Source organism: Mesorhizobium sp. M0816 (genome assembly GCF_040320005.1).
GTDB lineage: Bacteria > Pseudomonadota > Alphaproteobacteria > Rhizobiales > Rhizobiaceae > Mesorhizobium.
This window is the reverse complement of the sequence record NZ_JAMYOT010000032.1, coordinates 21,412-44,129: the sequence shown is the minus strand read 5'-3', so window position 1 is coordinate 44,129 and position 22,718 is coordinate 21,412. Positions and strand designations below refer to the sequence as shown.

Genomic DNA, 22,718 nt, shown 5'->3' with positions numbered 1-22,718 from the left:
CCGATGCCTCTCAACGCCGAGGCCGCACCTCCGTGCCGAAGCCGGCCTTCCCAATGGTGGGTCGAGCCGTCGCTTACCCCGTGCTTGCCTCACAGATCCGCGACCGAGAACCCAGCCTCATGCTCCCGCCCTGCCGGGGCCTAGGTCCATCAAGCATGAAAGGAACACGTCGGAACCTGGGATATCGCTTGCCCGGCCGGGCGGCGATAGCCTTGTCGGGGCAGCGAGGAGCCGTAGCCGATGATGAACGCACAGGAGAAGTCTGGCGTGAATGGGGCGATGATTGTCAAGCTTTGCTCTCGAGTCATTTCGTCAACCATCTTGCGTGACCGATTGGCGACCATCTCCTCGTCCCGACCTTATATTACCCGTCGCCTGTCGCCGCCAGCGCGCAGTGACTTGTCAAGGATGGAGGCCCGCAGACCCCATCGCGCGGCGACTTGTCCTTGACGGTCACGAGCACGGCGGCAGGTTTGCCGTGGTCGGGGAGCCCTTCCTTGGGCGGAAGCCGACGACAGTTTTCGAGGGGAACTCGCCATGAGCCGGGTGCGCAGAGATCGTCCGACGCTCTTGTATTTGCTGGATCCCAGCCGGCTCCGCCTCCGACTGCCTCGGTAGCTCGGTATCCTGAGCGCGTCGGCGGCATCATGCCATTATCATCCTACGAATTGCATGCTCCATCGTCCTGGACGAGACCGGTTTGGCTAGCCAAAGGACGAAGGTCTGATTACCAGATGTGATCGGCATGGGGTCGCTTCCACCAACGACGATGATGGGCACCGTCATCAGGGTGGTACGTACGGCTTCGGGCTGTCCTGGCCCGAGGAAAGTCGCTTTATCGAAAATTAGGAGGTCGGCTGCCTTCCCGCTCTCGATCCAGTCGCAAAGACTCTCGAAGGTCGCGAAGCCGACCGGCTTATAACCCAGCGCGGCGATCTTATCCTTGTAGATCTCCAACGCTGCTGGATCGGGGTCAACGACTGCAATGATTTCTCCGTTGCCAAGTGATCCATCGCATGGGCCGAAAGCGCTATCAGCTCTGACCTGCTCCTCAGCGCAGGCCGGTAAGTAGAGATCGAAGCGTGTACCTCGGCCAACAGCCGAGGTGACGTCAAGGCATCCTGCGAGCGCGCTCACATGGCGGTCCACTGCAGCAAGACCCAGTCCGGTCCCGCCGACGCGAGAGCGCGTGGTAAAAAAGGGCTCAAAGATATGCGGAAGCACCGAACTTGCGATTCCTTGGCCATCGTCGCTGATGGAGAGGAGAACGTAATCTCCCGGTTTCAAGTTGCCCTTAGCCACGGGCTTCGTTTGACAGACGTGAGCGCGAGAAACGCTAATCTCGACACGGCCCTCATTCAAGAGAGCCTCCGACGCGTTCTTGCATAGATTCATAAGGATCTGCTGTATCTCGGTCGGGCTGCCCTCGATCACCGTTTGCCACTCGTTGATCTTGAGGTTCAACTGAACATCCGCACGAAGTGTAACCCGCAGCAATGGCGCGAGATCCATTACACTCTCCGAGACGTCGAAAGGCATCGTCACGCGCTTCCGATTTCGGCTTAGTGACAAAATTTGATCAATAATCAGTTTGGCTCGGTTGCTGGCCAAGATAATTTGGCCGATGTGGCCCCGAATTCTCGAGGGGCGACGCACAAGACCTTTAGCCATCTCTGCGTAGCCGACTATTGCTCCTAGAACATTATTGAATTCATGTGTAACGCCGCTTGCGATTGTGCCGACAGCCGTCAGCCTTTCCGCATGCTCCCATCGACTCTCAAAAAGGTTACGTTCCGTGTGTACACGTTGCATTTCAAGATGGTTGCCTAAACGCACAGTAGCGCTCGCCAGAACCAGGAGGTCGTCTGTGGAGGGTGGTGAGCGATCTCCTTCAAAAACAAGGATACAAACCGCAGCCTGCTGATCGGAGGCCCGGCAACCAACAATTTGACAAACACCGGTAGTGCCTACGGCAGTCCGAACCACTTCCGACGCCGGAACGACGCGAAACACTGGCTGTTCCGGGTGTACAAGTGAGACGACTTCATGGATTAGCGTGGCGTTCCAGACGCGCATGCGCTTGTTCGCGACAAAGTACTCGGTATTCCTGCTGATACTCGGATCCACCAGAGCAAGCGCGCATTGATCCGCATCGAAAACGCATTGAATGAGTCTAAGCGCTGCTTCGGTGGAGAAGCGCCGCGAAGCCTTCGTTGCTTGACTGTCAATGAAACAAGCTTCGATCTCACTCATCGCCGCTTCAAGCTCTAACCGCCTTTCCAACCGGTTCGTCCGCACATGCAGCGTGGAGGCTCGAATGGTCGCAAACAAGCAGAGGCATATGGACACCAAGCCAAAGAAAAGTCGTGTACGCTGCGCTTGCGCGCTGGCGAAGCTGTAGGCGTTCAGATGTTCTCGCTCCAATTCGGCAGCCTTGGCGAACGTGTCGAAGGATGGGATCCGATTGACAGCGCGGTCCAACCTCAACATTGAGGACAGGATAGCGCGGCCCTCGCGGGCAACATCCTCCGTGACTTGGTCCTGGCTAGGAGGAAGTCGGCGGAGAGACTGATCGATTTGTAATGCGAGGCTGAATCCCGGTCTGGCCGAAAATTGAAGGATCAGATTGGAAAATTCAGGCCTGTTCGACACTCCCCCCCGAAGGCGATTAGCCGAGCGAGCAAAGCGTACGAGAGAGCTTTGCAGAAGCTCATTTTGCGCGGCCGAGGCCGAGATGGCAGCTTCTGTGTTTTCGAGGGAATTTTTGAGCTGTGCAACCAACCTGGAGTGCACCCCGGAGCTCTCATTGCGCGAAATCTCAACAAGGCGTTGGTAGTTTTGAAGGTTCCTTTTTAATGCTTGCCCGGTAGAAGCAACGGAACGGAAGTCCAATACCATGTCGGCGCGGGCGACGTCTCGCTGGAGCAATGCGTAGTTGATCTGAATCGTCCGCAGTTCGCTTAGGACCGCCTCGTTGATCTGGGGGTCTTGCCACTGTATCGCGACCAAGAGCGCAACCGAGGCCACTAGGGCCATTACAGAAGCTTTGTCGGTACTGAGCCATTTTTCCCAAACGAACGACGTTTGATCCGCGGTGCGTGCCTTGCGAAGGTCCGATTTGAATTCTAGCTCCCCATCGCGTCGGTGTGCGGCCGGATGCTGCTGGAACAGGAAAGCCAAGTGTACCTCTCCCCTCAAATAGGCGGTGTAGACGCCGTTGCACTCTGCCCCCATGGCCCGCTGACCTTCCATTGATTCGCGGGCGTTTCGACCTCGACGGCGAGGCGGCAGCACAAGGCGGGCAACTGATCGCAGTTTTCGGAACTGGTCTTCCGAGAGATCATCGAAGGGGCATACAAGCGCACGCCTGCAGCAGCCGAGGATGATACCGGTCGGTCAAACGCAACTGGCGAGGGCCGGATCTGCTGTTGGCTGGCAGCTAACACTGGCGGGGCGGCGGCCTCAACTCCGGCGTGCCTAGAGCCGGCTGCTGCGAAAGCGTCCGACACGCTTCCCTTGGGGTCATCCCGTCCAGCGGGCATCCTTGGATCGCTGAAAAAAGACGAGGCGGCTTGATGATCCTGCCCTCGCTGAAGCACCTCGCGAAACCCCCTGTTCCAGTCGCAGAAGCTCCTCTGGACCGGTAGGCGGCTCGTCAGCTCGACCATCGAACAGCGGCCGGAGCGCCTCGGACACGTGCTACTCAAAGCCCACTCGCCGGGCCTGGACCGCTTGCCCGTCTTCCAAGCCGGCGTCCTGCACCTGCGACAAAGCTGTTACACGGGATGGATTACTATTTCGCGGGTCCACACTAGCCTCACATCAACTGTATCGTCAAAGTCCTGCGCCAATTCACACAGCGGGTCATCGAGTTGAGATTCTGCGGAGAGCGCCTCCTCTGCTCCCGTCAAGGGCGCCGGCTCCGGGAGGGCGCCTGTCTGGCTTTCAAAGATGCGTTTCAGAATGCGATCCGAAAAATATCGCACCTTCCTCAATTTTAATGGTGGCAGACCTTGATGAGAACGATTTCGTACTCGTCATTGAGCAGCCGCACCTGTTCGGGACGCAACAGCGGTGCACCTTGATGTGATTCTGAACGTTCCAATCGAACGTTCGCGCCTGGCTGTAGGAAATCGATTGGGCTTGAAATGTGAATCCACCGATAGCTTTGGAAATGTAGTTCGGAGTCTCGTCATCTACCTCGATGTTCCTAGAAGCGCGCCGGCAGCCCGGGCGGGGGGCTTGGGGTTAGACTGCCAGCGCACGCCACTCATAAAGAGCGGCCTCTTTTCGCGGTTCGGACACCCATAGTCAACCCGGCAACGTCTGGATGCCCGCTGTGCTTTTTGCAGAGCGGCGATGCCGGGCAATCGGCCGATCCTGTCTAGGATGGTGTGGCCACTCTCGTCGGCCGAGTTGATGCTCCAGCCAGTATCGCCTTGCCGACCAGCATGAGTTCGCCGTTAGCAATCCATCGTTGCGAGCCGAGACCGAGGTAAAAAGCGCGTGTTATCGACTATGTAGCTGACGCTCCCGCTGACGCCTTCGAGTGAGCACGCTATGCCCCGTTCGCACCCTCTTGTGAATAGTACTGCCCCATGCACCTGAAACCGCCTCCTGGGACCAGGCTTGCTCAAGCCCTTGATTCAACACGATTGATCCGACGCCAAGGGAAGCGGTTTCGAGGTGCCGCAGCGCGTACATGATGATGACCGCCGCGGGGGCCTCGCGGACTTCGAGAACCTTTTCACCGGTTGAGATGTGTTCGAGCCCGGTTGCTGACATACTGGCTCTTGCGGATGCTGATCGACTTCAGTGCTCGTCGCGATGCCGCAAGCGATTTTTTGCGGCAAATGACCTTTCCGAAAAGTTTGCGACAGAACCCGCCGACGCCGCTCTCATCGAAGCGGATGAGGCTCAGCGGCCTCCCCTGTCCGACAATTTGCGTCGGTTTGGCGATTTGACGACACAGGCTTGTTGGTCGGGCTTGTCACGTTGTCTGAAATTGGCCGGCCGAGGGCTGCTGCTGCTGAATCATGCGGGCGTTCGAGTCACGGCCTTCCATTCGGCGATGGCTTGCAAGCGATGAACATGTATGGCGAGAGCAGAACGTTTGGGGCGGGGGACGAAGAGGTTGCGGAGGGCAGACAAGGTCGAGACGAAGCGTTGCAGGCCTCCCGGCGATCGGACCCCTGCATCATCCGCTCCCGTTTTCGCGGCGGCACATGGGAATTCTCCGCTCTGTTGTTCAACCCCTTGTGCGACCGGTGCTCGACGTCCGGCATCATCTGTCGCTTTGCCGCTCCATACGAGCGAAGCTAGTCGGTGATCATGCGCTTCGGCGCGAGCCCCTGCTTCTTCCACAGCCGCGTCAGCAAGCGCAACCTCTCGCAGGGTGCGCTCTCATAGTTCGTTCCTGCGCAGCGGCCTTGTTATCTCGATACTGGATAAGCGTCTACGAACCTACGCGCCGCATAACGAGCTTTGTTGCGCTGGTCGGTTCCGAAGGGTGGCTCTATGCATCGCAGTGGCGGACGCGAAATCCTCACCATCCTTCTGCATCGCGCTATTTGGCTTGCCGAAAACCCAATTTCGCCGGCACGCTGCCGCTGAATACCATGATCATCTCGCATTCTTGCTATGGAGGCTGTCGTCCTTGCTGGGCACGCGGCTGACGGCGACGAAAGCGGGTTTATTCATGCAACACCCCTTTTTGGCAGGCAAGCTGGTGGACCTCGGGATGTCGGGGGCGAATATAGCGAAGACTCCCGCCGCTCGCTGATGCATTCTGGACGCAACCGCATCGAGCCGATGTGTTCGAGACGCTTCGCGGCTGCAGTCGCCGAACGATGGCGTGGTTATGCGACCTGTTCGGCATGGCTACCCCCGTCCAGTCAGGCGTTCACGAAGGTGTTTGTCGAGAATTCGTGGAGAAAGTCCGCCACTTATCGTTGGCGAGGGCTTTGCTCCGGAGTGGCGATCGGTGCGCTGATCGACAGGCAGGCTCTGGCCAAAATCGAAACCCATATCGCCGATGCCGTCGCGAAAGGCCGCAGAATTCGATGCGGGGGCAAACGCATCGCGCGAATGGCACGTCGAACTATCGGTCCTGTCTCCAGCGAGATGACCATCGCGCAAGAAAGAGACATTCGGGCGGCTGGCGCCTGTGATTGCTTCGACGATGCGGATAGGTCGTGCATGAGGCCAACGACACGATCTACGGCCTTCCCCCACATTTGTGCCTCAAACGGAAGCGTGTTTTGCGTGTGGCCGAGGCCTTGGAATATGGCATAGTGGTATGAACACGGGACGCATGTCGTCGGAAGCCGCGCCTTTCGGCCGAGTGAAGCAGTCCGGCATCGGGCGGGAGGGTTCCCGCCATTGCCTCGAGGACTACCTCGAAATGAAATACCTCGGCACGGGCGGCATCTGAAGCATGGGCTTGCAGGGCTCGCAGACCGGTAAACCAGCGAGCCATCTCCAAATATGTGAATTGTGGATTGCTCCTCGACGGGAGCTGAGGGGCGGCTCCGCAAGCCTTACGACGCTCTTTGCGAGCCGTAGCTGCCGAGCTGGCAAAAGGCCGGGCTACGTCGCGCCAGCGCAATCGGCACGCAGAAAATTAGGCCTACCCGCTCCGGGACCGCGGACCTCGTCAGCTTCTCGTAAGTATGCCCGAGTAGGTTGCTCAGCTGATCTGTGGACGTGAGGCTAGCGTGAACCGGCACAAATTTGACCTATCCAATGTAACAGGTTGGCGGCAGGTGCAGCCCCCGGCATCTCAAGAGCAAGCGGCACAGGCCGGGCAAGAGGGCTTTGAGCAGCGCTCGGGCGAGGCGCGCCAAGCCGCTGCCCAAATTCCCGCCCCCGGCGTTCCGGCTCTGCCAGACCCGTTCCATCCTCATCCGTCTCAGGGAGACCTGAGCCTCATCGAAGGCGCGGCCCCATGGGAAGCGCAGCCCATGATGCAAGGGAGCGGACAAGAACACGCCGCGGCGCCGTACGCCGGAGGCAGTGGGTCGATGCTAGGTGCCTCGGTGCTGCAGCCGGGTCACTCAACGGCGCGCCATCATCATGCGCCGGATTCGTCAGTGGTTGATCTGAATCCTTCCGCACCGTTCGAGTTGCGTGACCATGCTCGTTCCGCCGTGCCGGCGGCGGTGCAGCCAGATCCTCCAATAGTGGTCTCCGACGGTCGCGGCTGCAAGCGTCCTCTTTATTCCAACGATGCGACCGTTGTCGAAGGGCTGAGGTCACTCTACGCGGGTAAGGCCAAGGAGGACACGGTCAAGCGCCATGTAAATTCTCTTTACGGCTTTGGTCGTTGGCTCTTTAAAAATAACAAGCCGGGATTTGCTGCTCGGCTTCACGAGGAGTCGCTGGATGAAGATCTCAAGGAGTACGAGAGCAGTGGTGGCTCCTCGACTGTGGCTGTGGCACTGCGTCGTCTCAGAGAGTCGGCGGGCGGAGTGCCAATGGTGGGCCGCGCTGTCCTGAATCCCGACCCTGCCGACGCCGTGCTCATCAAAGAGTACAAAGCGGCTCTCATCAAAGAGTACAAGGGAGCGCCTGCGACCGGGCCGAATCGCCAAACCATTCACGACTATGGAGCTACTCTTAGACGTTTCAGTGAATACCTGGTTGAAAACAACAAGCCGGGGATTGCGGCTCGGCTTCACGAGGAGTCGCTGGATGAAGATGCCAAGCGCTATAAGGACTCCAGTGGTGACCGGAGGATCATTGCACTAGCTCATCTCCGGAAGTTCCTGCCGTCCGCCGCACTCGGGCGCGAAATTGCCCTTGCTGCTCGTCCGGAAGACGCAGTCGGCATGGAGGCTCGTGCCATTGGGGACGCCGCTGCGCAGCACAGCGGGCCGCAGAAGGCATTGGGTCGGCCAGAGAAGCTCCCTGGGGAAGCTAATGAAGACGCCGCTGTTCTGCCATCGTCTTTCGTACCAACTGGGCACCATCACCAAGCCTCGGATCCCGCAGAGTCCTTTCGTCCCCTGATCTGGCGCGACGGCGACCAGCGCGCGCCGGACGAGCGGATCGCTGCACAGGACAGGAGCAACCTGCTACCAAGCGAGGAGGTGCCACTGAGGCCACCGGAATTCGCTCCGCCCAGCTTGCGGGCGGGGAATTCCGCCTCGCCAGAGCTCTTTCCTGAGGGGATGTCCCCCGCGGTCGAAGGGTTTTTTGGTGTTTTCGGCGACCCCAGCGGGCGGGTGCTCGGCGCATTGCAATTGCTAGGCGACGAACATATCCAGAGGGATTACCAGCTCCTGGAGCAGGAGTTGCAGGGGAACAATCCAGAACTCGCCGCCCGGACGCGGTTCGTGGATCCCCTCGTAGCCAATTATCATCTGCGCTTGGGCTCCGAGAGCGACAAGCTAAGCGCATTCCAGCGCATCGTCCATAATCAGAACGGTAACGACACAGCCGACTTCCTGTTCGTGCCAGTGAGCGATGGCGGTAAGACTCTTGCGGAGCGCGGCAAACATTGGTCGCTGCTGTTCGTTGATCGCAGCGACCGGGAACGGCCGGTTGCCTATCATTATGACTCCGTCAGCGGATGGCATGACAAGCTTGCAAAACACCTCGCAGAAAGGCTGGGCGCCAGCCTGGAGACCCGCGTGGACTTACCCCGCATCGCCCAGCAGAGCAACGAGTGGGATTGCGGAGTCTACGTGGTGGACGGCACGCGGGCGCTGGTTGGGCGATTGCAAAGATGGCAGCCAGACCTGCCAGACCTGAACCTCAACAACCTCGTCGTCAATCGGCAGGCACTACAAACCCGACTCATGGGTGACGATACATCTGGAACGGCAAATTATCTCACGAACTTTGAACTCATGGACCGACAGGCGCGAGACGCGGTTAAGGAAAGCCCCGTTGGGACGTTTCACCAGCGGATCAAGCGGCTCGGCCAGTCAGCGCGAGCGTTGCACGACAGAGCCCTGGCTCCAGTCGCGCCGGACCAAGGCAACCCAGACTCGGTGTTCGTACGGGACGTTGTTCCCGGGGAAACACGCCATCATCATGCGCCGGATTCGTCAGTGGTTGATCTGAATCCCCCCGCACCGTTCGAGTTGCGTGACCATGCTCGTTCTATGCCGGCGGCGGTGCAGCCAGATCCTCCAGTAGTGGTCTCCGGTCGCGACAAGCGTCCTCTTTATTCCAACGATGCGACCGTTGTCGAAGGGCTGCGGTCAGCACTCTATGCCGGTAAGGTCGGGGAGCGCACGGTCACGGACCATGTAAATTCTCTTCTCGGCTTTGGTCGTTGGCTCTTTGATAATAACAAGCCGGGATTTGCTGCTCGGCTTGACGATCCGTTGCTGGATCAGGATCTCAAGGAGTACCAGCGCGAGAGTGGCTCCTCGAACGTGGCTAGAGCACTGGGTCGTCTCAAAGAGTCGGCGGGCGGAGCGCCAATGGTGGGCCGCGCTGCCCTGAATCCCGACCCTGTCGACGCCGAGCTCATCAGAGATTACAAAGCGGCTCTCATCAAAAAGTACGAGGCAGAGCCTGCGACCGGGCCGAATCCCAAAACCACTCAGGACTATGCGGCTACTCTTAGACGTTTCAGTCAATACCTGCATGAAAACAACAGGCCGGGGATTGCGGCTCGGCTTTACGAGGGGTCGCTGGATGAAGATGCCAGGCGTTATTTGGACTCCAGTGGTAACCGGTGGATCAGTGCACTAGCTCATCTCCGGAAGTTCCCGCCGTACGCCGCACTCGGGCGCGAAATTGCCCTTGCTGCTCGTCCGGAAGACGCAGTCGGCATGGAGGCTCGTGCCATTGGGGACGCCGCTGCGCAGCACAGCGGGCCGCAGAAGGCATTGGGTCGGCCAGAGAAGCTCCCTGGGAAAGCTAAGCAGCTGAGCGAGATCGGCAATTCAGGCGCTCGCGTGCTGATGCAGGCCCCCACCCATCAAGTGGGTGCATTGCCATGGGAGGCGCAGCCCATGATGCTGGGGGACGAGCACCTGGCACCGCATACCGGAGGCAGTGGGTCGATGCTGGGTGCCTCGGTGCTGCAGCCGGGTCACTCAAGGGCGCGCCATCATGATGCGCCGGATTCGTCAGTGGTTGATCTGAATCCCCTCGCACCGTCCGATTTGCGTGACCATGCTCGTTCTGTGCCGGCGGCGCCTGCCGGGCCAGCGTTCGCCAGGGCTGAGGAGACGCCCTCCGCGGTTGGCGAGGCCGCGGTGGCCGAAAGGTGGGCTCGGTTGCAAAAGCAAATGGACGAACCAGTGCATGATCCCGGCCCTCAAGTGGATACATCGCCATGGGAGGCGCAACTCATGGTGCAAGGGAGCGGACAAGAACACGCCGCGGCGCCCTACGCCGGAGGCAGTGGGTCGATGCTGGGTGCCTCGGTGCTGCAGCCGAGTCACTCAAGGGCGCGCCATCATGATGCGCCGGATTCGTCAGTGGTTGATCTGAATCCCCTCGCACCGTTCGAGTTGCGTGACCATGCTCGTTCTGTGCCGGCGGCGCCTGCCGGGCCAGCGTTCGCCAGGGCTGGGGAGACGCCCTCCGCGGTTGGCGAGGCCGCGGTGGCCGAAAGGTGGGCTCGGTTGCAAAAGCAGAAGGTCGACGCTGATTTGTCGGGATATTTCGACTCGATTCCGCACGCGGACCTTCTACGATCGCCATGGGAGGCGCAACTCATGACGCAAGGGAGCGGACAAGAACACGCCGCGGCGCCCTACGCCGGAGGCAGTGGGTCGATGCTGGGTGCCTCGGTGCTGCAGCCGGGTCACTCAACGGCGCGCGATTCGTCAGTGGTTGATCTGAATCCCCCCGCACCGTTCGAGTTGCGTGACCATGCTCGTTCTGTGCCGGCGGCGCCTGCCGGGCCAGCGTTCGCCAGGGCTGAGGAGACGCCCTCCGCGGTTGGCGAGGCCGCGGTGGCCGAAACGCTGGCTCGGTCGCAAAAGCAGATGGTCGACGCTGATTTGTCGGGATATTTCGACTCGATTCCGCACGCGGACCTTCTACGATCGCCATGGGAGGCGCAACTCATGCAAGGGAGCGGACAAGAACACGCCGCGGCGCCCTACGCCCGAGGCAGTGGGTCGATGCTGGGTGCCTCGGTGCTGCAGCCGGGTCACTCAACGGCGCGCCATCATGATGCGCCGGATTCGTCAGTGGTTGATCTGAATCCCCCCGCACCGTCCGAGTTGCGTGACCATGCTCGTTCTGTGCCGCCGGCGGTGCAGCCAGATCCTCCAATAGGGGTATCCGGTCGCGACAAGGGTCCTCTCTATTCCAACGATGCGACCATTGTCGAAGGGCTGAGGTCAGCATTGGAGAGCACGGTCAAGCGCCATGTAAATTCTCTTCTCGGCTTTGGTCGTTGGCTCTTTGATAATAACAGGCCGGGATTTGCTGCTCGGCTTCACGAGGAGTCGCTGGATCCGGATCTCAAGGAGTACGAGAGCAAGAGTGGCTCCTCGGACGTGGCTAGAGCAGTGGGTCATCTCAAGACGTGGGCGGGCGGAGCGCCAGTGCTGGACCGCGCCGCTGTCCTGAATAATCCCGACCCTGCCGACGCCGCGCTCATCAGAGATTACACAGCGGCTCCCATCAAAGAGTACAAGGCAGCGCCGACCGGGCCGAATCCCGCTACCATTCAGACCTATGGATCTGCTCCTAGACGTTTCAGTGAATACCTGGTTGAAAACAAAAAGCCGGGGATTGCGGCTCGGCTTCACGAGGGGTCGCTGGATGAAGATGCCAAGCGCTATAACAACTCCGGTGGGATCAGTGCACTAGCTCATCTCCGGAAGTCCGAACTCGGGCGCGAGCTCCCTGGGAAAGCTAATGAAGACGACGCTGTCCTGCCATTGTCTTTCGTGCCAACTGGGCCCCATCACCAAGCCTCGGATCCCGCAGGGTCCTTTCGTCCCCTGATCTGGCGCGACGGCGACCAGCGCGCGCCGGACGAGCGGATCGCTGCACAGGACAGGAGCAACCAGCTATCAAGCGAGGAGGTCCTCATCAACCGTGAGCATGATACAGCGGAGTTGAGACCAGCGAAGAGGCAAAGGCCCCCGAACAGTCGTCTGCAGGACGTTGCCACTGAGCCGCAGCTGAGCGAGATCGGCAATTCAGGCGCTCGCGTGCTGATGCAGGCCCCCACCCATCAAGTGGGTGCATTGCCATGGGAAGCGCAGCCCATGATGCAAGGGAGCGGACAAGAACACGCCGCGGCGCCGTACGCCGGAGGCAGTGGGTCGATGCTGGGTGCCTCGGTACTGCAGCCGGGTCACTCAACGGCGCGCCATCATCATGCGCCGGATTCGTCAGTGGTTGATCTGAATCCCCCCGCACCGTCCGAGTTGCGTGACCATGCTCGTTCTGTGCCGGCGGCGGTGCAGCCAGATCCTCCAATAGGGGTCTCCGGTCGCGACAAGGGTCCCCTCTATTCCAACGATGCGACCGTTGTCGAAGGGCTGAGGTCAGCTTACGCGGGTAAGGTCAAGGAGAGCACGGTCAAGCGCCATGTAAATTCTCTTCTCGGCTTTGGTCGTTGGCTCTTTGACAATAACAGGCCGGGATTTGCTGCTCGGCTTGACGAATCGTCGCTGGATCAGGATCGCAAGGAGTACGAGAGCAGGGGTGGCCCCTCGGAGTACGAGAGCAGGGGTGGCCCCTCGATCGTGGCTAGAGCACTGGGTCGTCTCAAGACGTTGGCGGGCGGAGCGCCAGTGGTCGACCGCCCTGTCCGGAATCCCTACCCTGCCGACGCCGCGCTCATCAGAGATTACACAGCGGCTCTCATCAAAGAGTACAAAGAAGCGCCTGCGACCGGGCCGAATCGCGGTACCATTCAGGTCTATGGATCTACTCTTATACGTTTCAGTGAATACCTGCATGAAAACAAAAAGCCGGGGATTGCGGATCGGCTTCACGAGGGGTCGCTGGATGAAGATGCCAAGCGCTATGTGAACTCCGGTGGTAACCGGAGGATCAGTGCACTAGCTCATCTCCGGAAGTTCGCACCCGGGCGCGAAATTGCCCTTGCTGCTCGTCCGGAAGACGCAGTCGGCATGGAGGCTCGTGCCATTGGGGACGCCGCTGCGCAGCGCAGCGGGCCGCAGGAGGCATTGGGTCGGCCAGAGAAGCCCCCTGGGAAAGCTAAAGACGGGCGGGTGCTCGGCGCATTGGAATTGCTAGGCGACGAACATATCCAGAGGGATTACCAACTCCTGGAGCAGGAGTTGCAGGGGAACAATCCAGATCTCGCCGCCCGGACGCGGTTCGTGGATCCCCTCGTAGCCAATTATCATCTGCGCTTGGGCTCCAAGAGCGTCATGCTAAGCGCATTCCAGCGCATCGTCCATAATCAGAACGGTAACGACACAGCCGACTTCCTGTTCGTGCCAGTGAGCGATGGCGGTAAGACTCTTGCGGAGCGCGGCACCCATTGGTCGCTGCTGTTCGTTGATCGCAGCGACCGGGAGCGGCCGGTTGCCTATCATTATGACTCCTACAACGGATGCAATGACACGCTTGCAAAAGAGCTCGCAGAAAATCTGGGCGCCAGCCTGGAGACCCGCGTGGGCGTATCCCGCATCGCCCAGCAGAGCAACGTGGTGGATTGCGGAGTCTACGTGGTGGACGGCACGCGGGCGCTGGTTGGGCGATTGCAATCGCAGCCAGATAACCTGAACCTCAACAACCTCGTCGTCAATCGGCAGGCACTACAAACCCGCCTCAGGGGTGACAATACATTCGGAACGGCAAATAATCTTACGAACTTTGAACTCATGGACCGACAGGCCCGAGACGCGGTTAAGGAAAGCCCCGTTGGGACGTTTCACCAGCAGATCAAGCGGCTCGGCCAGTCAGCGCCAGACGTTGCTCCCGGGGACCCATTGAAATTTCAGAGTCTTGAGAGCAAGGGGGACGCCGCTGCGCAGCACAGCGGGCCGCAGGAGGAATACAGTTGGCCAGAGTATCTCCCCCCTGGGAAAGCTAATGAAGACGACGCTGTTCTGGCATCGTCTTTCGTGCCAACTGGGCCCCATCACCAAGCCTCGGATCCCGCAGAGTCCTTTCGTCCCCTGATCTACGGCGACCAGGGCGCGCCGGACGAGCGGATCGCTGCACAGGACAGGAGCAACCAGCTACCAAGCGAGGAGGTCCTCATCAACCGTGAGCATGATACAGCGGAGTTGAGACCAGCGAAGAGGCAAAGGACCCCGAACAGTCGTCTGCAGGACGTTGCCACTGAGCCGCAGCTGAGCGAGATCGGCAATTCAGGCGCTCGCGTGCTGATGCAGGCCTCCACCCATCAAGTGGGTGCATTGCCATGGGAAGCGCAGCCCATGATGCAAGGGAGCGGACAAGAACACGCCGCGGCGCCGTACGCCGGAGGCAGTAGGTCGATGCTGGGTGCCTCGGTGCTGCAGCCGGGTCACTCAACGGCGCGCCATCATCATGCGCCGGATTCGTCAGTGGTTGATCTGAATCCCCCCGCACGGGTCGAGTTGCGTGACCATGCTCGTTCTGTGCCGGCGGCGGTGCAGCCAGATCGCCCAAAAGTGGTCTCCGGTCCCGACAAGGGTCCTCTCTATTCCAACGATGCGACCCTTGTCGAAGGGCTGAGGTCAGCACTCTATGCCGGTAAGATCGGGGAGATCACGGTCAAGCGCCATGTAGATATTCTTTTCGGCTTTGGTCATTGGCTCGTTGAAAATAACAAGCCGGGGATTGCGGATCGGCTTCACGATTCGTCGCTGGATCGGGATCGCAAGGAGTACGAGATCTGGGGTGGCGGCCCCTCGGCCGTGGCTGGGTCACTGGGTCGTCTCAAGACGTGGGCGGGCGGAGCGCCAGTGGTGGGCCGCCCTGCCCTGAATCCCCACCCTGCCGACGCCGTGCTCATCAGAGAGTACACAGCGGCTCTCATCAAAGCGTACGAGGCAGCGCCGACCGGGCCGAAACCCCGTACCGTTGAGGTCTATGGGTCTGCTCTTAGACGTTTCAGTCAATGCCTGGTTGAAAACAAAAAGCCGGGGATTGCGGATCGGCTTCACGAGCGGTCGCTGGATGAAGATGCCAAGCGCTATATGAAAACCGCTGACATCAGTGCACTAACTCATGTCCGGAAGTTCGCACTCGGGCGCGAAATTGCCCTTGCTGCTCGTCCGGAAGACGCAGTCGGCATGGAGGCTCGTGCCATTGGGGACGCCGCTGCGCAGACCGCGGCACAAGCTCATGGCCACGCAGGAGAGCAGGGACCCATCTCTCGAGCTCAACAAGTCGCGCCAGCGCCGTTTGAACGGGACTTGGGCAAGAAGCGCGAGGCCCAGGACGGACTGACGAGTACACTTGACAGGAGCAACCTCGTGAACAGCGGGGGCGTCATCATAAACAATGAACATTACACAGCGCTGTTGAGACCGGCGAAGAGGCAGAGGACTGATAATCCGCAAAGCCGCGCCATGGGGCGGCAACTGAGCGAAGCAACCACGACGTCCATCAGCCAAGCCTCCGATCAAGCCCGAGCGGACCTAATGGCTTCCTTCAGAAGCAGGGAGCGCTCCGACGCGGGGCGTTGAGCTCCATGGCTGGGGTCAAGCAGAACAGCTCTCTTGACGACAGAGGGGCTGATGCGATCTCCAGACCGGTAGCTCTCGCCGTAATTGATCAGGCTGGTACTGTTGGAAGGCTTGATCAGCCTCGTCACCCCAATCTCCAGCATAGCTCACTGTCACGCGGCCAACGTGCCTCCGTAGCTAACATCTACGTCAGCGTTGAAGAAGTACCCTGCGCCACGGGATGTTTTGACCAGGCGAGGGTTGGCCGCATCAGCCTCCAGCTTTCGGCGCAAGCGCATGATTAGGACATCGATACTTCGATCGTACACCTCTTCTCCACGCACACGGCTCGCGAGCAAAAGCCGTTCTCTGGATAGCACGTTGCGGGGGTTCTCCAGAAATGCGATCAAGAGATTGAACTCACATGCGGTAAGCTTGACCTCGCCACGCTCCGCACAGATCAGTCGCCGCTGCTTCACGCTGAGCTTCCAGGCCCCAAAGCGAAATGAGCGCTGCTCTCTGGTTCGCGGACTAGAAATGCGCTGGCGTAGCGCTACTCGAATGCGGGCCAAGAATTCGCGCATCCCGAAAGGCTTGGGAATGAAATCGGTTGCGCCGAGCTCCAGTGCAACCACTTTTTCCGCCTCATCAAGCCGGTCGCCGCTGATCACTATGATAGGAACATCCGATTTTGTCGCCAGATTGCGGACGATCGCAAGTCCATCCTCCCGGCCTAGGTTAAGGTCAACAACCACGAGATCGACTGGCTCACGTGAAAGAACATAGTCAAACTGCTTGCTATCGTGGACTGCGGTTACCTTCAGGGCATGCATCGGCGATGAGGCGCCGCATTGCGGCATCATCGTCAATGACAAGAACATGTTTCAACGGCACACCTCGTTTTGGGGGTTGCGCCCCGATCAGGGTTGCATTACCTGAATCTGCAAGCAAAAGGCATGTATTAGTGATTTACTTGAAATTGAACAACTGGTTCTCAAAACCCTCAACGCTCTAGTTGCCGAAAAAGTAGAGGTGTCGATGACAACCAGAATGCGGGATCTCGGCCTCGACAGCCTCGACTATAACGAGCTTGCTACCGCGATCGAGAGCCGACTTGGCTGGTTTGTCGACGATTACAAGCTCTGGCAATACGAGTCCGTAAGGCATGTCGCCGACGCCGTCGCCAGTCAGGAGTTGCGCACCGCGGAACCACCAGCAGTGCGGCAAGTGCTGGAGTAGTGCTGTAGGCACAGGTTACGGTGAGGGCAGCTTGGGCGGCGGTAGCTATTGCCATTGCTCCGCTGTGGTTTCTATTCGTGACTGGTGTGTTTGAGAACTGTTGGGTCAGCCCGGTCCATGTCGCAGTGCCGATGCCCCCTTGGTGGCGTTGCCCGCAATTGCGATCGCTGCGCCCAGGGCACCAATGCTGACGGTCGTTGTCAGGCCACCCGTTGAATTGTTGTCAGAGGCAACAGTGCCCACCACACCATCCCAATTGGTGGTCGTATAGACCGACATGTAGTCACGGAACACGCTCTCACTATACGTGGTCACGATCGTTGCCGTCGTACCGGTTGGCACGAGGGCTGACCACACTGACAGATAGACCACACCAGAATTGAAGATGCTTTCCACCTGAGCGAGAAGGGTGGCAGCCACACCCCCAATCGTCATACTGTTGACGGTCACTGCACTTTCGGTGTCAGTGGTCTCAGTTGTCACGATGACACGACGATTAGCGTGTGGCGCGACAAGAAGCGGAATGCTGGTGTGGGTGTAAACGGTCGTGGCAGTCGAGTCTTCGTGAGTGCCATTGAAGACCAGATCTATCGGGAACATTTTCTCCCAGACGCCCGAGCTGCGCACATAGACCTGTCGAGCCTTGGTCCAGAGGCTTGAGATTTTCACCCATACGGCGCTGGCCGCCCCCCAGACCCCGGAGGCTTTGACGTAAAGGGCCATTACGGCTGCACCCAGAAATCACCGTCCACGCCGCCAGAAGGGGCAGCGGCCGAGATCGTGACGCTGCGATTTGCCATCGTGCCGACGCCGAGAAGCGCCTTGGTCTGGGCAATGGACTGCGGTCGACGATAATTGTCCCCGGTGCCGTCACTCGACACGCGACCGACGAAGCTCGTCACAGCGTCGGCACCTGTGGCGTAGGTCGAGCGGTACAAACGCGTCGTGATATCACCAGCGCCATCGCGCTGAGGCGATGAACATGTATGGCGAGAGCAGAACGTTTGGGGCGGGGCGGGACGAAGAGGTTGCGGAGGGCTGACAAGGTCGAGACGAAGCGTTGCAGGCCTCCCGGCGATCGGACCCCTGCATCATCCGCTCCCGTTTTCGCGGCGGCACATGGGAATTCTCCGCTCCGTTGTTCAACCCCTTGTGCGACCGGTGCTTGACGTCCGGCATCACCTGTCGCTTTGCCGCTCCATACGAGCGCAGCTAGTCGGTGATCATGCGCTTCGGCGCGAGCCCCTGCTTCTTCAACAGCCGCGTCAGCAAGCGCTTGGCGGCCTTGGTGTTGCGGCGGTTTTGCACGATTTCGTCCAGCACATATCCATCCTGGTCGACGGCGCGCCACAACCAAAGCTTTTTGCCGGGCGATGGTGACGACCACTTCGTTCAGGTACCAGACATCATTCCGGCACGGCGGCTTGCGGCGCAAGCAGCGAGCGCAGTCCAGCCCGAACTTGATGCCCCACCGGCGACTTGTCTCATACGAAACCACGATGCCGCGTTCCAGCAGCATTTCCTCAACCAGGCGCAGGCTCAGCGGAAACCGGAAATAAAGCCAGACCGCGTGGGCGATAATAGGCGGCGGAAATCGGGGGGCGTGTAGCTGACGGCGGGCGTATTCATGCCCCCGGCGTCCATGTCGCAAATCTTGACGATTGCTTTGTGTGTCAAGCCCGCCGCAGTCTCAACGCGTTCATATGCAGACATTGTGAAAATCGCCCTATTCCGCCTTTTTTTACCGCCCCTTAAGTCCCCCGCTCGCATGCTTGTCGATGCCATTGAACTCATAGCCATCGGCCAAGGATTTTGGAAAATATGTTTCCGCTCGCAGCAGAAAACGTGAGAGTCGCTGTAGGCCTAACGTTAAGGGGAGAGAGCGGTTTGATTGGACGAAATGGGTACCGGAGTACCGAGTCATGAAGCCACGAGGTAATCTGGTCCGACTGAAGCAATTTCAGGTGAATGAGAAGCGGCGACAGTTGCACCAGCTAGACATCATGATTGCCGATTTCGAACGCATGGCGCGAGAACTGGACTTCCAGTTAAACGCCGAGGAAACGAAGGCCGGCATCTCCGATGTCAATCATTTCGCTTATCCGACGTTCGCCAAGGCCGCTCGCCTACGTCGTGACAACGTCAAGAATTCGCAATCGGACCTTCTGCGGCAGAGAACCGCAGCCGAGCCATGCCTCGCCGAGGCTGAAGCAGAGCTCTCCAAGGCGCAAATGCTAGAATCGCGCAGCGGCAGAGGCCACGACCTCGAACCCGGCAACCGAAGCGCCATGATCGGCTGAGCCGGATGGCTTCAGCGCGCCTCATTCGCGACACCCGACTGGCCGTTGGCGCGCGAGAGGCGTGCGGGCACTGTAAAGATATCAGCGTCTTGATGCAGCGATAGCTGGTCGGGACGGCTGTCATGCTGCGGCGACATACGCGATTTTGTTCCAGATTTGCATGGCGGCGTTACGCAGGTATTGGGGGAAAGTGGAACTGGTTGGCAATCGGATCATCGGCGAACCGCTGCCGGCGGATCGGCGCCTGGCGGCAACGCCTGGCGCTTTCGGCGGCGGCGGTAACGGCAAAGCAGGCTGGCCGCGTCGAGGATGAAGCGGCACCTGCGCGATGCCGTTCTGCTCACGGCCGGGAGACGGGGTCGGCCCCGCCGGCCGGATGCTGCTCGCTTGGCGCGGCATCGTAAAGTCAACCGACAGCTTATGAAGATGTGCGTACATTGGGCCATGTCAGAAGTTGCTCGTGATCCGCTCTATGGTCGCCACCGCTTTCCCGCCGAGATCATTGCGCACGCGGTATGGCTCTACTTTCGCTTTCCGCTCAGCCTGCGCATGGTTGAGGACATGCTGGCGGCCCGCGGCATCATCGTCACGCATCAGACCGTTCGAAGCTGCGCGGAGAAATTCGGACGGCATTCCGCCCAGGAGATCAATATCAGCCGGCTGCCTGGGCGACAAATGGCATCTCGACGAATGTGTCGTGGCTATCAGTGGCAAGAAGCAGTGGCTCTGGCGTGCCGTCGATCAGGACGGCTTCGTCCTCGAAGTGCTGGTACAAAGCCGCCGAAATGCCAAGGCGGCAAAGCGTCTGATGCGCAAGTTGCTGAAAGCTCAAGGGCGGACACCACGGATCATGATCACCGACAAGCTCCGATCCTATGATGCCGCCATGCGCGACCTCATGCCCGGCGTCGAACACCGGTCGCACACAGGCCTGAATAATCGAGCGGAAAATTCGCACCAGCCGACCCGACGACGCGAAAGGATCATGAAACGCTTCAAGTCGGCACGCCAGCTTCAGCGGTTCGTTTCCATCCATGATCCGATTGCCGACCTGCTCACTTTCCCTGCAATGCGCTGTCATCGGCTCAACATCGAGACCTGCGTAACGCCCCATGCAAATCTGGAACAAAATCGCGTGTGTCGCCACAGCGTGACAGCCGTCCCGGCCAGCTATCGCTGCATCAAGCCGCTGAAACTTACAGTGCCGGGCGCGCTGCTACCTGAATTTCCTTACCGCTCAATCAATGTGACAGCACCGATTCTTCTCAACCGCGGCATGCCCTAAATCGTCACTTGCGTTCCGATCTCGACGACGCGTCCGGTCGGGATCTGGAAGTACTCCGTCGCGTCGGCCGCCGTACGCGCCAGGCCGATGAACAACCGGTCCTGCCACACCGGCATGCCGGAATTGGGCGAGGCCTTGAGCGAACGCCGTGACAGGAAGAACGAGGTCGTCATGATGTCGAACTTCCAGCCTTGCTTGCGGCAGATCGCCAGCGCGCGCGGGATGTTCGGCTGCTCCATGTAGCCGAAGGTCAGCGTCACCCGCATGAACAGCTCGTTGACCGTCTCCATCTTGACCCGGTCGCTGTCGGGCACCACCGGTTGCGGCGCGGTCACCACCGAAAGGATGACGTTCTGCTCGTGCAGCACCTTGTAGTGCTTCAGGCTGTGCATCAGCGCGGTTGGCGCGCTGAGTGGATCGCTCGTCAGGAACACCGCGGTGCCGGACACCAGCTGCGGCTTTTTCTTCAGGAGATTGCCGGCGAGGAAATCGAGCGGGATTTCGTTGCGGCGGGTCTTGTCGAACAGATAGCGGCTGCCGCGCACCCAGGTCCACATAGCCAGCACAATGGTGAAGGCCACCGCCAGCGAAGCCCAGCCACCCTCGAACACTTTGACGATGTTGGAGGCAAAAAAGCCGACATCGATGAAGCCGAACAGCGCCGTCATGGCGACCGCCACCCACAGCCGCCATTTCCAGATCCGGGTCATGACGACGAACAGCAGCACCGTCGTCACCAGCATGTTGCCGGTCACCGAGATGCCATAGGCGGAGGCGAGCTTGCTCGATTCGCCGAAACCGACGACCAGCAGCATCACCGCCAGCGCCAGCAACAGATTGACGCGCGGCATGTAGATCTGGCCCGACTGCTTCTCCGAGGTGTGCAGGATTTCCAGGCGCGGCAGCATATTGAGCTGCACCGCCTGCCGGGTCAGCGAGAAGGCGCCGGAGATGACCGCCTGGCTGGCGATGACAGTCGCGGCCGTCGCCAGCACGACCATCGGGATCAGCGTCCAGCCTTCGTTCATCTCGAAGAATGGATGGCCGACGACGCCATTCTTGGCCAGCACGAAGGCGCCTTGCCCGGCATAATTGAGCAGCAGGCAGGGAAACACGATCGCCAGCCAGGCCAGCACGATCGGCTTGCGGCCGAAATGGCCGAGATCGGCATAGAGTGCTTCGGCGCCGGTGACGGCGAGGAAGATGGCGCCGATGGTCACGAAAGCGACGTCGGGCGAATTGATCAGGAAGGCGACGATGTAGTGCGGGCTCACCGCCCACAGGATTTCCGGATCGGCGATGATGTGGTTGAGCCCGGAAAGGCCAATTGCCAGGAACCACACCGCCGTCACCGGGCCGAACACCAATCCTACCCCGCCCGTGCCGAAGCGCTGCACCGCAAACACCATGGCAAGAATGACCAGTGTCAGCGGCACGACATAGGGCTGGAAGGTCGGCGTGACGACATTCATGCCCTCAACCGCCGACAGCACCGATATCGCCGGTGTGATGACGGCATCACCGAAGAAAAGCGATGCCCCGACGATGCCGATGCCGAGCATCAGCGCCGAGCGCTTGGGGAAACTGCCGCGCGCCAGCGCCATCAGCGACAGCACGCCGCCCTCGCCGCCGTTATCGGCGCGCAGCACGAACATGATGTACTTGATGGTGACGATGATCGTCAGCGACCAGATGATCAGCGACAGCACGCCGAGGATATCGCCGCGCTCGGCGACATTGCCGCCCGACGACGCCACCAGCGCCTCACGGAACGCGTAGATCGGGCTGGTGCCAATATCGCCATAGACAACGCCGAGCGCGCCTAGCATCAGCACCTTGGGGCTTTGCTGTTCGATTGCCGGATGGCTCGACTGTTCGACGGGTTCTGCCTCGCTACCAGTATTGGTAAGGACCATGGACGACACTCCGATAAGGGGCGGCCCTCTACCTTTGCTGCACTGCAATATCAAGTGCCGCGAGGTAATGGCTCCGTATGCGGACCGCATTTGTTGCCGCACCGGCGGATTGTCTCATACGAAACCACGATCCCGCTCCCGGGCCATTTCCTCGACGAGACACAGGCTAAAGGGGACCTGAAGGAGGGCCAGACCGGATGGGCGATGATCTGCGGCAGGAAACGATGGCGCTGCTTGTAGCTGACGGCATATCTTTCTCCTTTGTGTGTCTGCCAGACGAGCGGGCGGGCACGGAAGTGGTCGCGCTCTGGCTGCCAGACATACTCGTCCAACCTGATGAAAACCTGACTTGTACACCCAGCCCAAACAGGTGCGAGGGGTCGGTCTATTACCAAAGGCTCTGAGGGCTGATTCT

General features: G+C 59.9%; 7 protein-coding genes and 8 pseudogenes. 6 read left to right on the top strand and 9 right to left on the bottom strand.

The window, feature by feature from the left end:
- Positions 1-645: 645 nt before the first annotated feature.
- The 3 genes and pseudogenes from NKI17_RS30940 to NKI17_RS30930 all read right to left on the bottom strand — a co-directional run.
- The gene (locus NKI17_RS30940) at positions 646-3,180 is read right to left on the bottom strand and encodes a two-component system VirA-like sensor kinase (protein WP_352724973.1); all 2,535 of its coding nucleotides are present in this window, start codon (positions 3,178-3,180) and stop codon (positions 646-648) included.
- Positions 3,181-3,776: 596 nt separating this feature from the next.
- Positions 3,777-4,197 (bottom strand): annotated as a pseudogene (locus NKI17_RS30935) (type IV secretory system conjugative DNA transfer family protein); the annotation flags it as partial.
- 837 nt (positions 4,198-5,034) lie between these two features.
- A pseudogene (locus tag NKI17_RS30930) lies at positions 5,035-5,381 on the bottom strand (DDE-type integrase/transposase/recombinase); the annotation flags it as partial.
- A gap of 507 nt (positions 5,382-5,888) precedes the next feature.
- Between NKI17_RS30930 and NKI17_RS37135 the strand changes: the two are divergent.
- A pseudogene (locus NKI17_RS37135) lies at positions 5,889-6,433 on the top strand (aldehyde dehydrogenase family protein); the annotation flags it as partial.
- 283 nt (positions 6,434-6,716) lie between these two features.
- Positions 6,717-15,584, top strand: coding sequence for a Ulp1 family isopeptidase (locus NKI17_RS30920; RefSeq protein ID WP_352907273.1), 8,868 nt, complete (start codon positions 6,717-6,719; stop codon positions 15,582-15,584).
- Positions 15,585-15,736: 152 nt separating this feature from the next.
- On the opposite strand, the pseudogene virG reads toward NKI17_RS30920, so the two are convergent.
- Positions 15,737-16,451: pseudogene (gene virG, locus NKI17_RS30915) on the bottom strand (two-component system response regulator VirG).
- 144 nt (positions 16,452-16,595) lie between these two features.
- Between virG and NKI17_RS30910 the strand changes: the two are divergent.
- Entirely contained in the window at positions 16,596-16,802 is a 207-nt protein-coding gene (locus NKI17_RS30910) for an acyl carrier protein (RefSeq protein WP_352907272.1), read from the top strand.
- 105 nt (positions 16,803-16,907) lie between these two features.
- Here NKI17_RS30910 and NKI17_RS30905 read toward each other — a convergent pair whose 3' ends face one another.
- The 3 genes and pseudogenes from NKI17_RS30905 to NKI17_RS30895 form a co-directional block, all read right to left on the bottom strand.
- Entirely contained in the window at positions 16,908-17,525 is a 618-nt protein-coding gene (locus tag NKI17_RS30905; RefSeq protein WP_023679572.1) for a hypothetical protein, read from the bottom strand.
- Positions 17,525-17,704: a hypothetical protein gene (locus NKI17_RS30900; RefSeq protein WP_031194388.1), complete on the bottom strand. Its 180-nt coding sequence runs from the start codon at positions 17,702-17,704 to the stop codon at positions 17,525-17,527. Before NKI17_RS30900 ends, NKI17_RS30905 begins: the two co-directional genes overlap by 1 nt.
- A pseudogene (locus tag NKI17_RS30895) lies at positions 17,701-18,431 on the bottom strand (IS6 family transposase). Before NKI17_RS30895 ends, NKI17_RS30900 begins: the two are co-directional and overlap by 4 nt.
- 293 nt (positions 18,432-18,724) lie before the next feature.
- Between NKI17_RS30895 and NKI17_RS30890 the strand changes: the two are divergent.
- The 3 genes and pseudogenes from NKI17_RS30890 (at position 18,725) to NKI17_RS30880 (ending at position 20,256) form a co-directional block, all read left to right on the top strand.
- Positions 18,725-19,102, top strand: coding sequence for a hypothetical protein (locus NKI17_RS30890; RefSeq protein WP_023679574.1), 378 nt, complete (start codon positions 18,725-18,727; stop codon positions 19,100-19,102).
- Between the two features lie 230 nt (positions 19,103-19,332).
- Positions 19,333-19,496: pseudogene (locus NKI17_RS30885) on the top strand (DUF1403 family protein); the annotation flags it as partial.
- 50 nt (positions 19,497-19,546) lie between these two features.
- Positions 19,547-20,256: pseudogene (locus tag NKI17_RS30880) on the top strand (IS6 family transposase).
- Positions 20,257-20,383: 127 nt separating this feature from the next.
- On the opposite strand, the gene NKI17_RS30875 reads toward NKI17_RS30880, so the two are convergent.
- Positions 20,384-22,303, bottom strand: coding sequence for a potassium transporter Kup (locus NKI17_RS30875; RefSeq protein WP_352726342.1), 1,920 nt, complete (start codon positions 22,301-22,303; stop codon positions 20,384-20,386).
- Between the two features lie 83 nt (positions 22,304-22,386).
- Positions 22,387-22,521, bottom strand: a pseudogene (locus tag NKI17_RS37130) (IS6 family transposase); the annotation flags it as partial.
- Between the last annotated feature and the right edge of the window lie 197 nt (positions 22,522-22,718).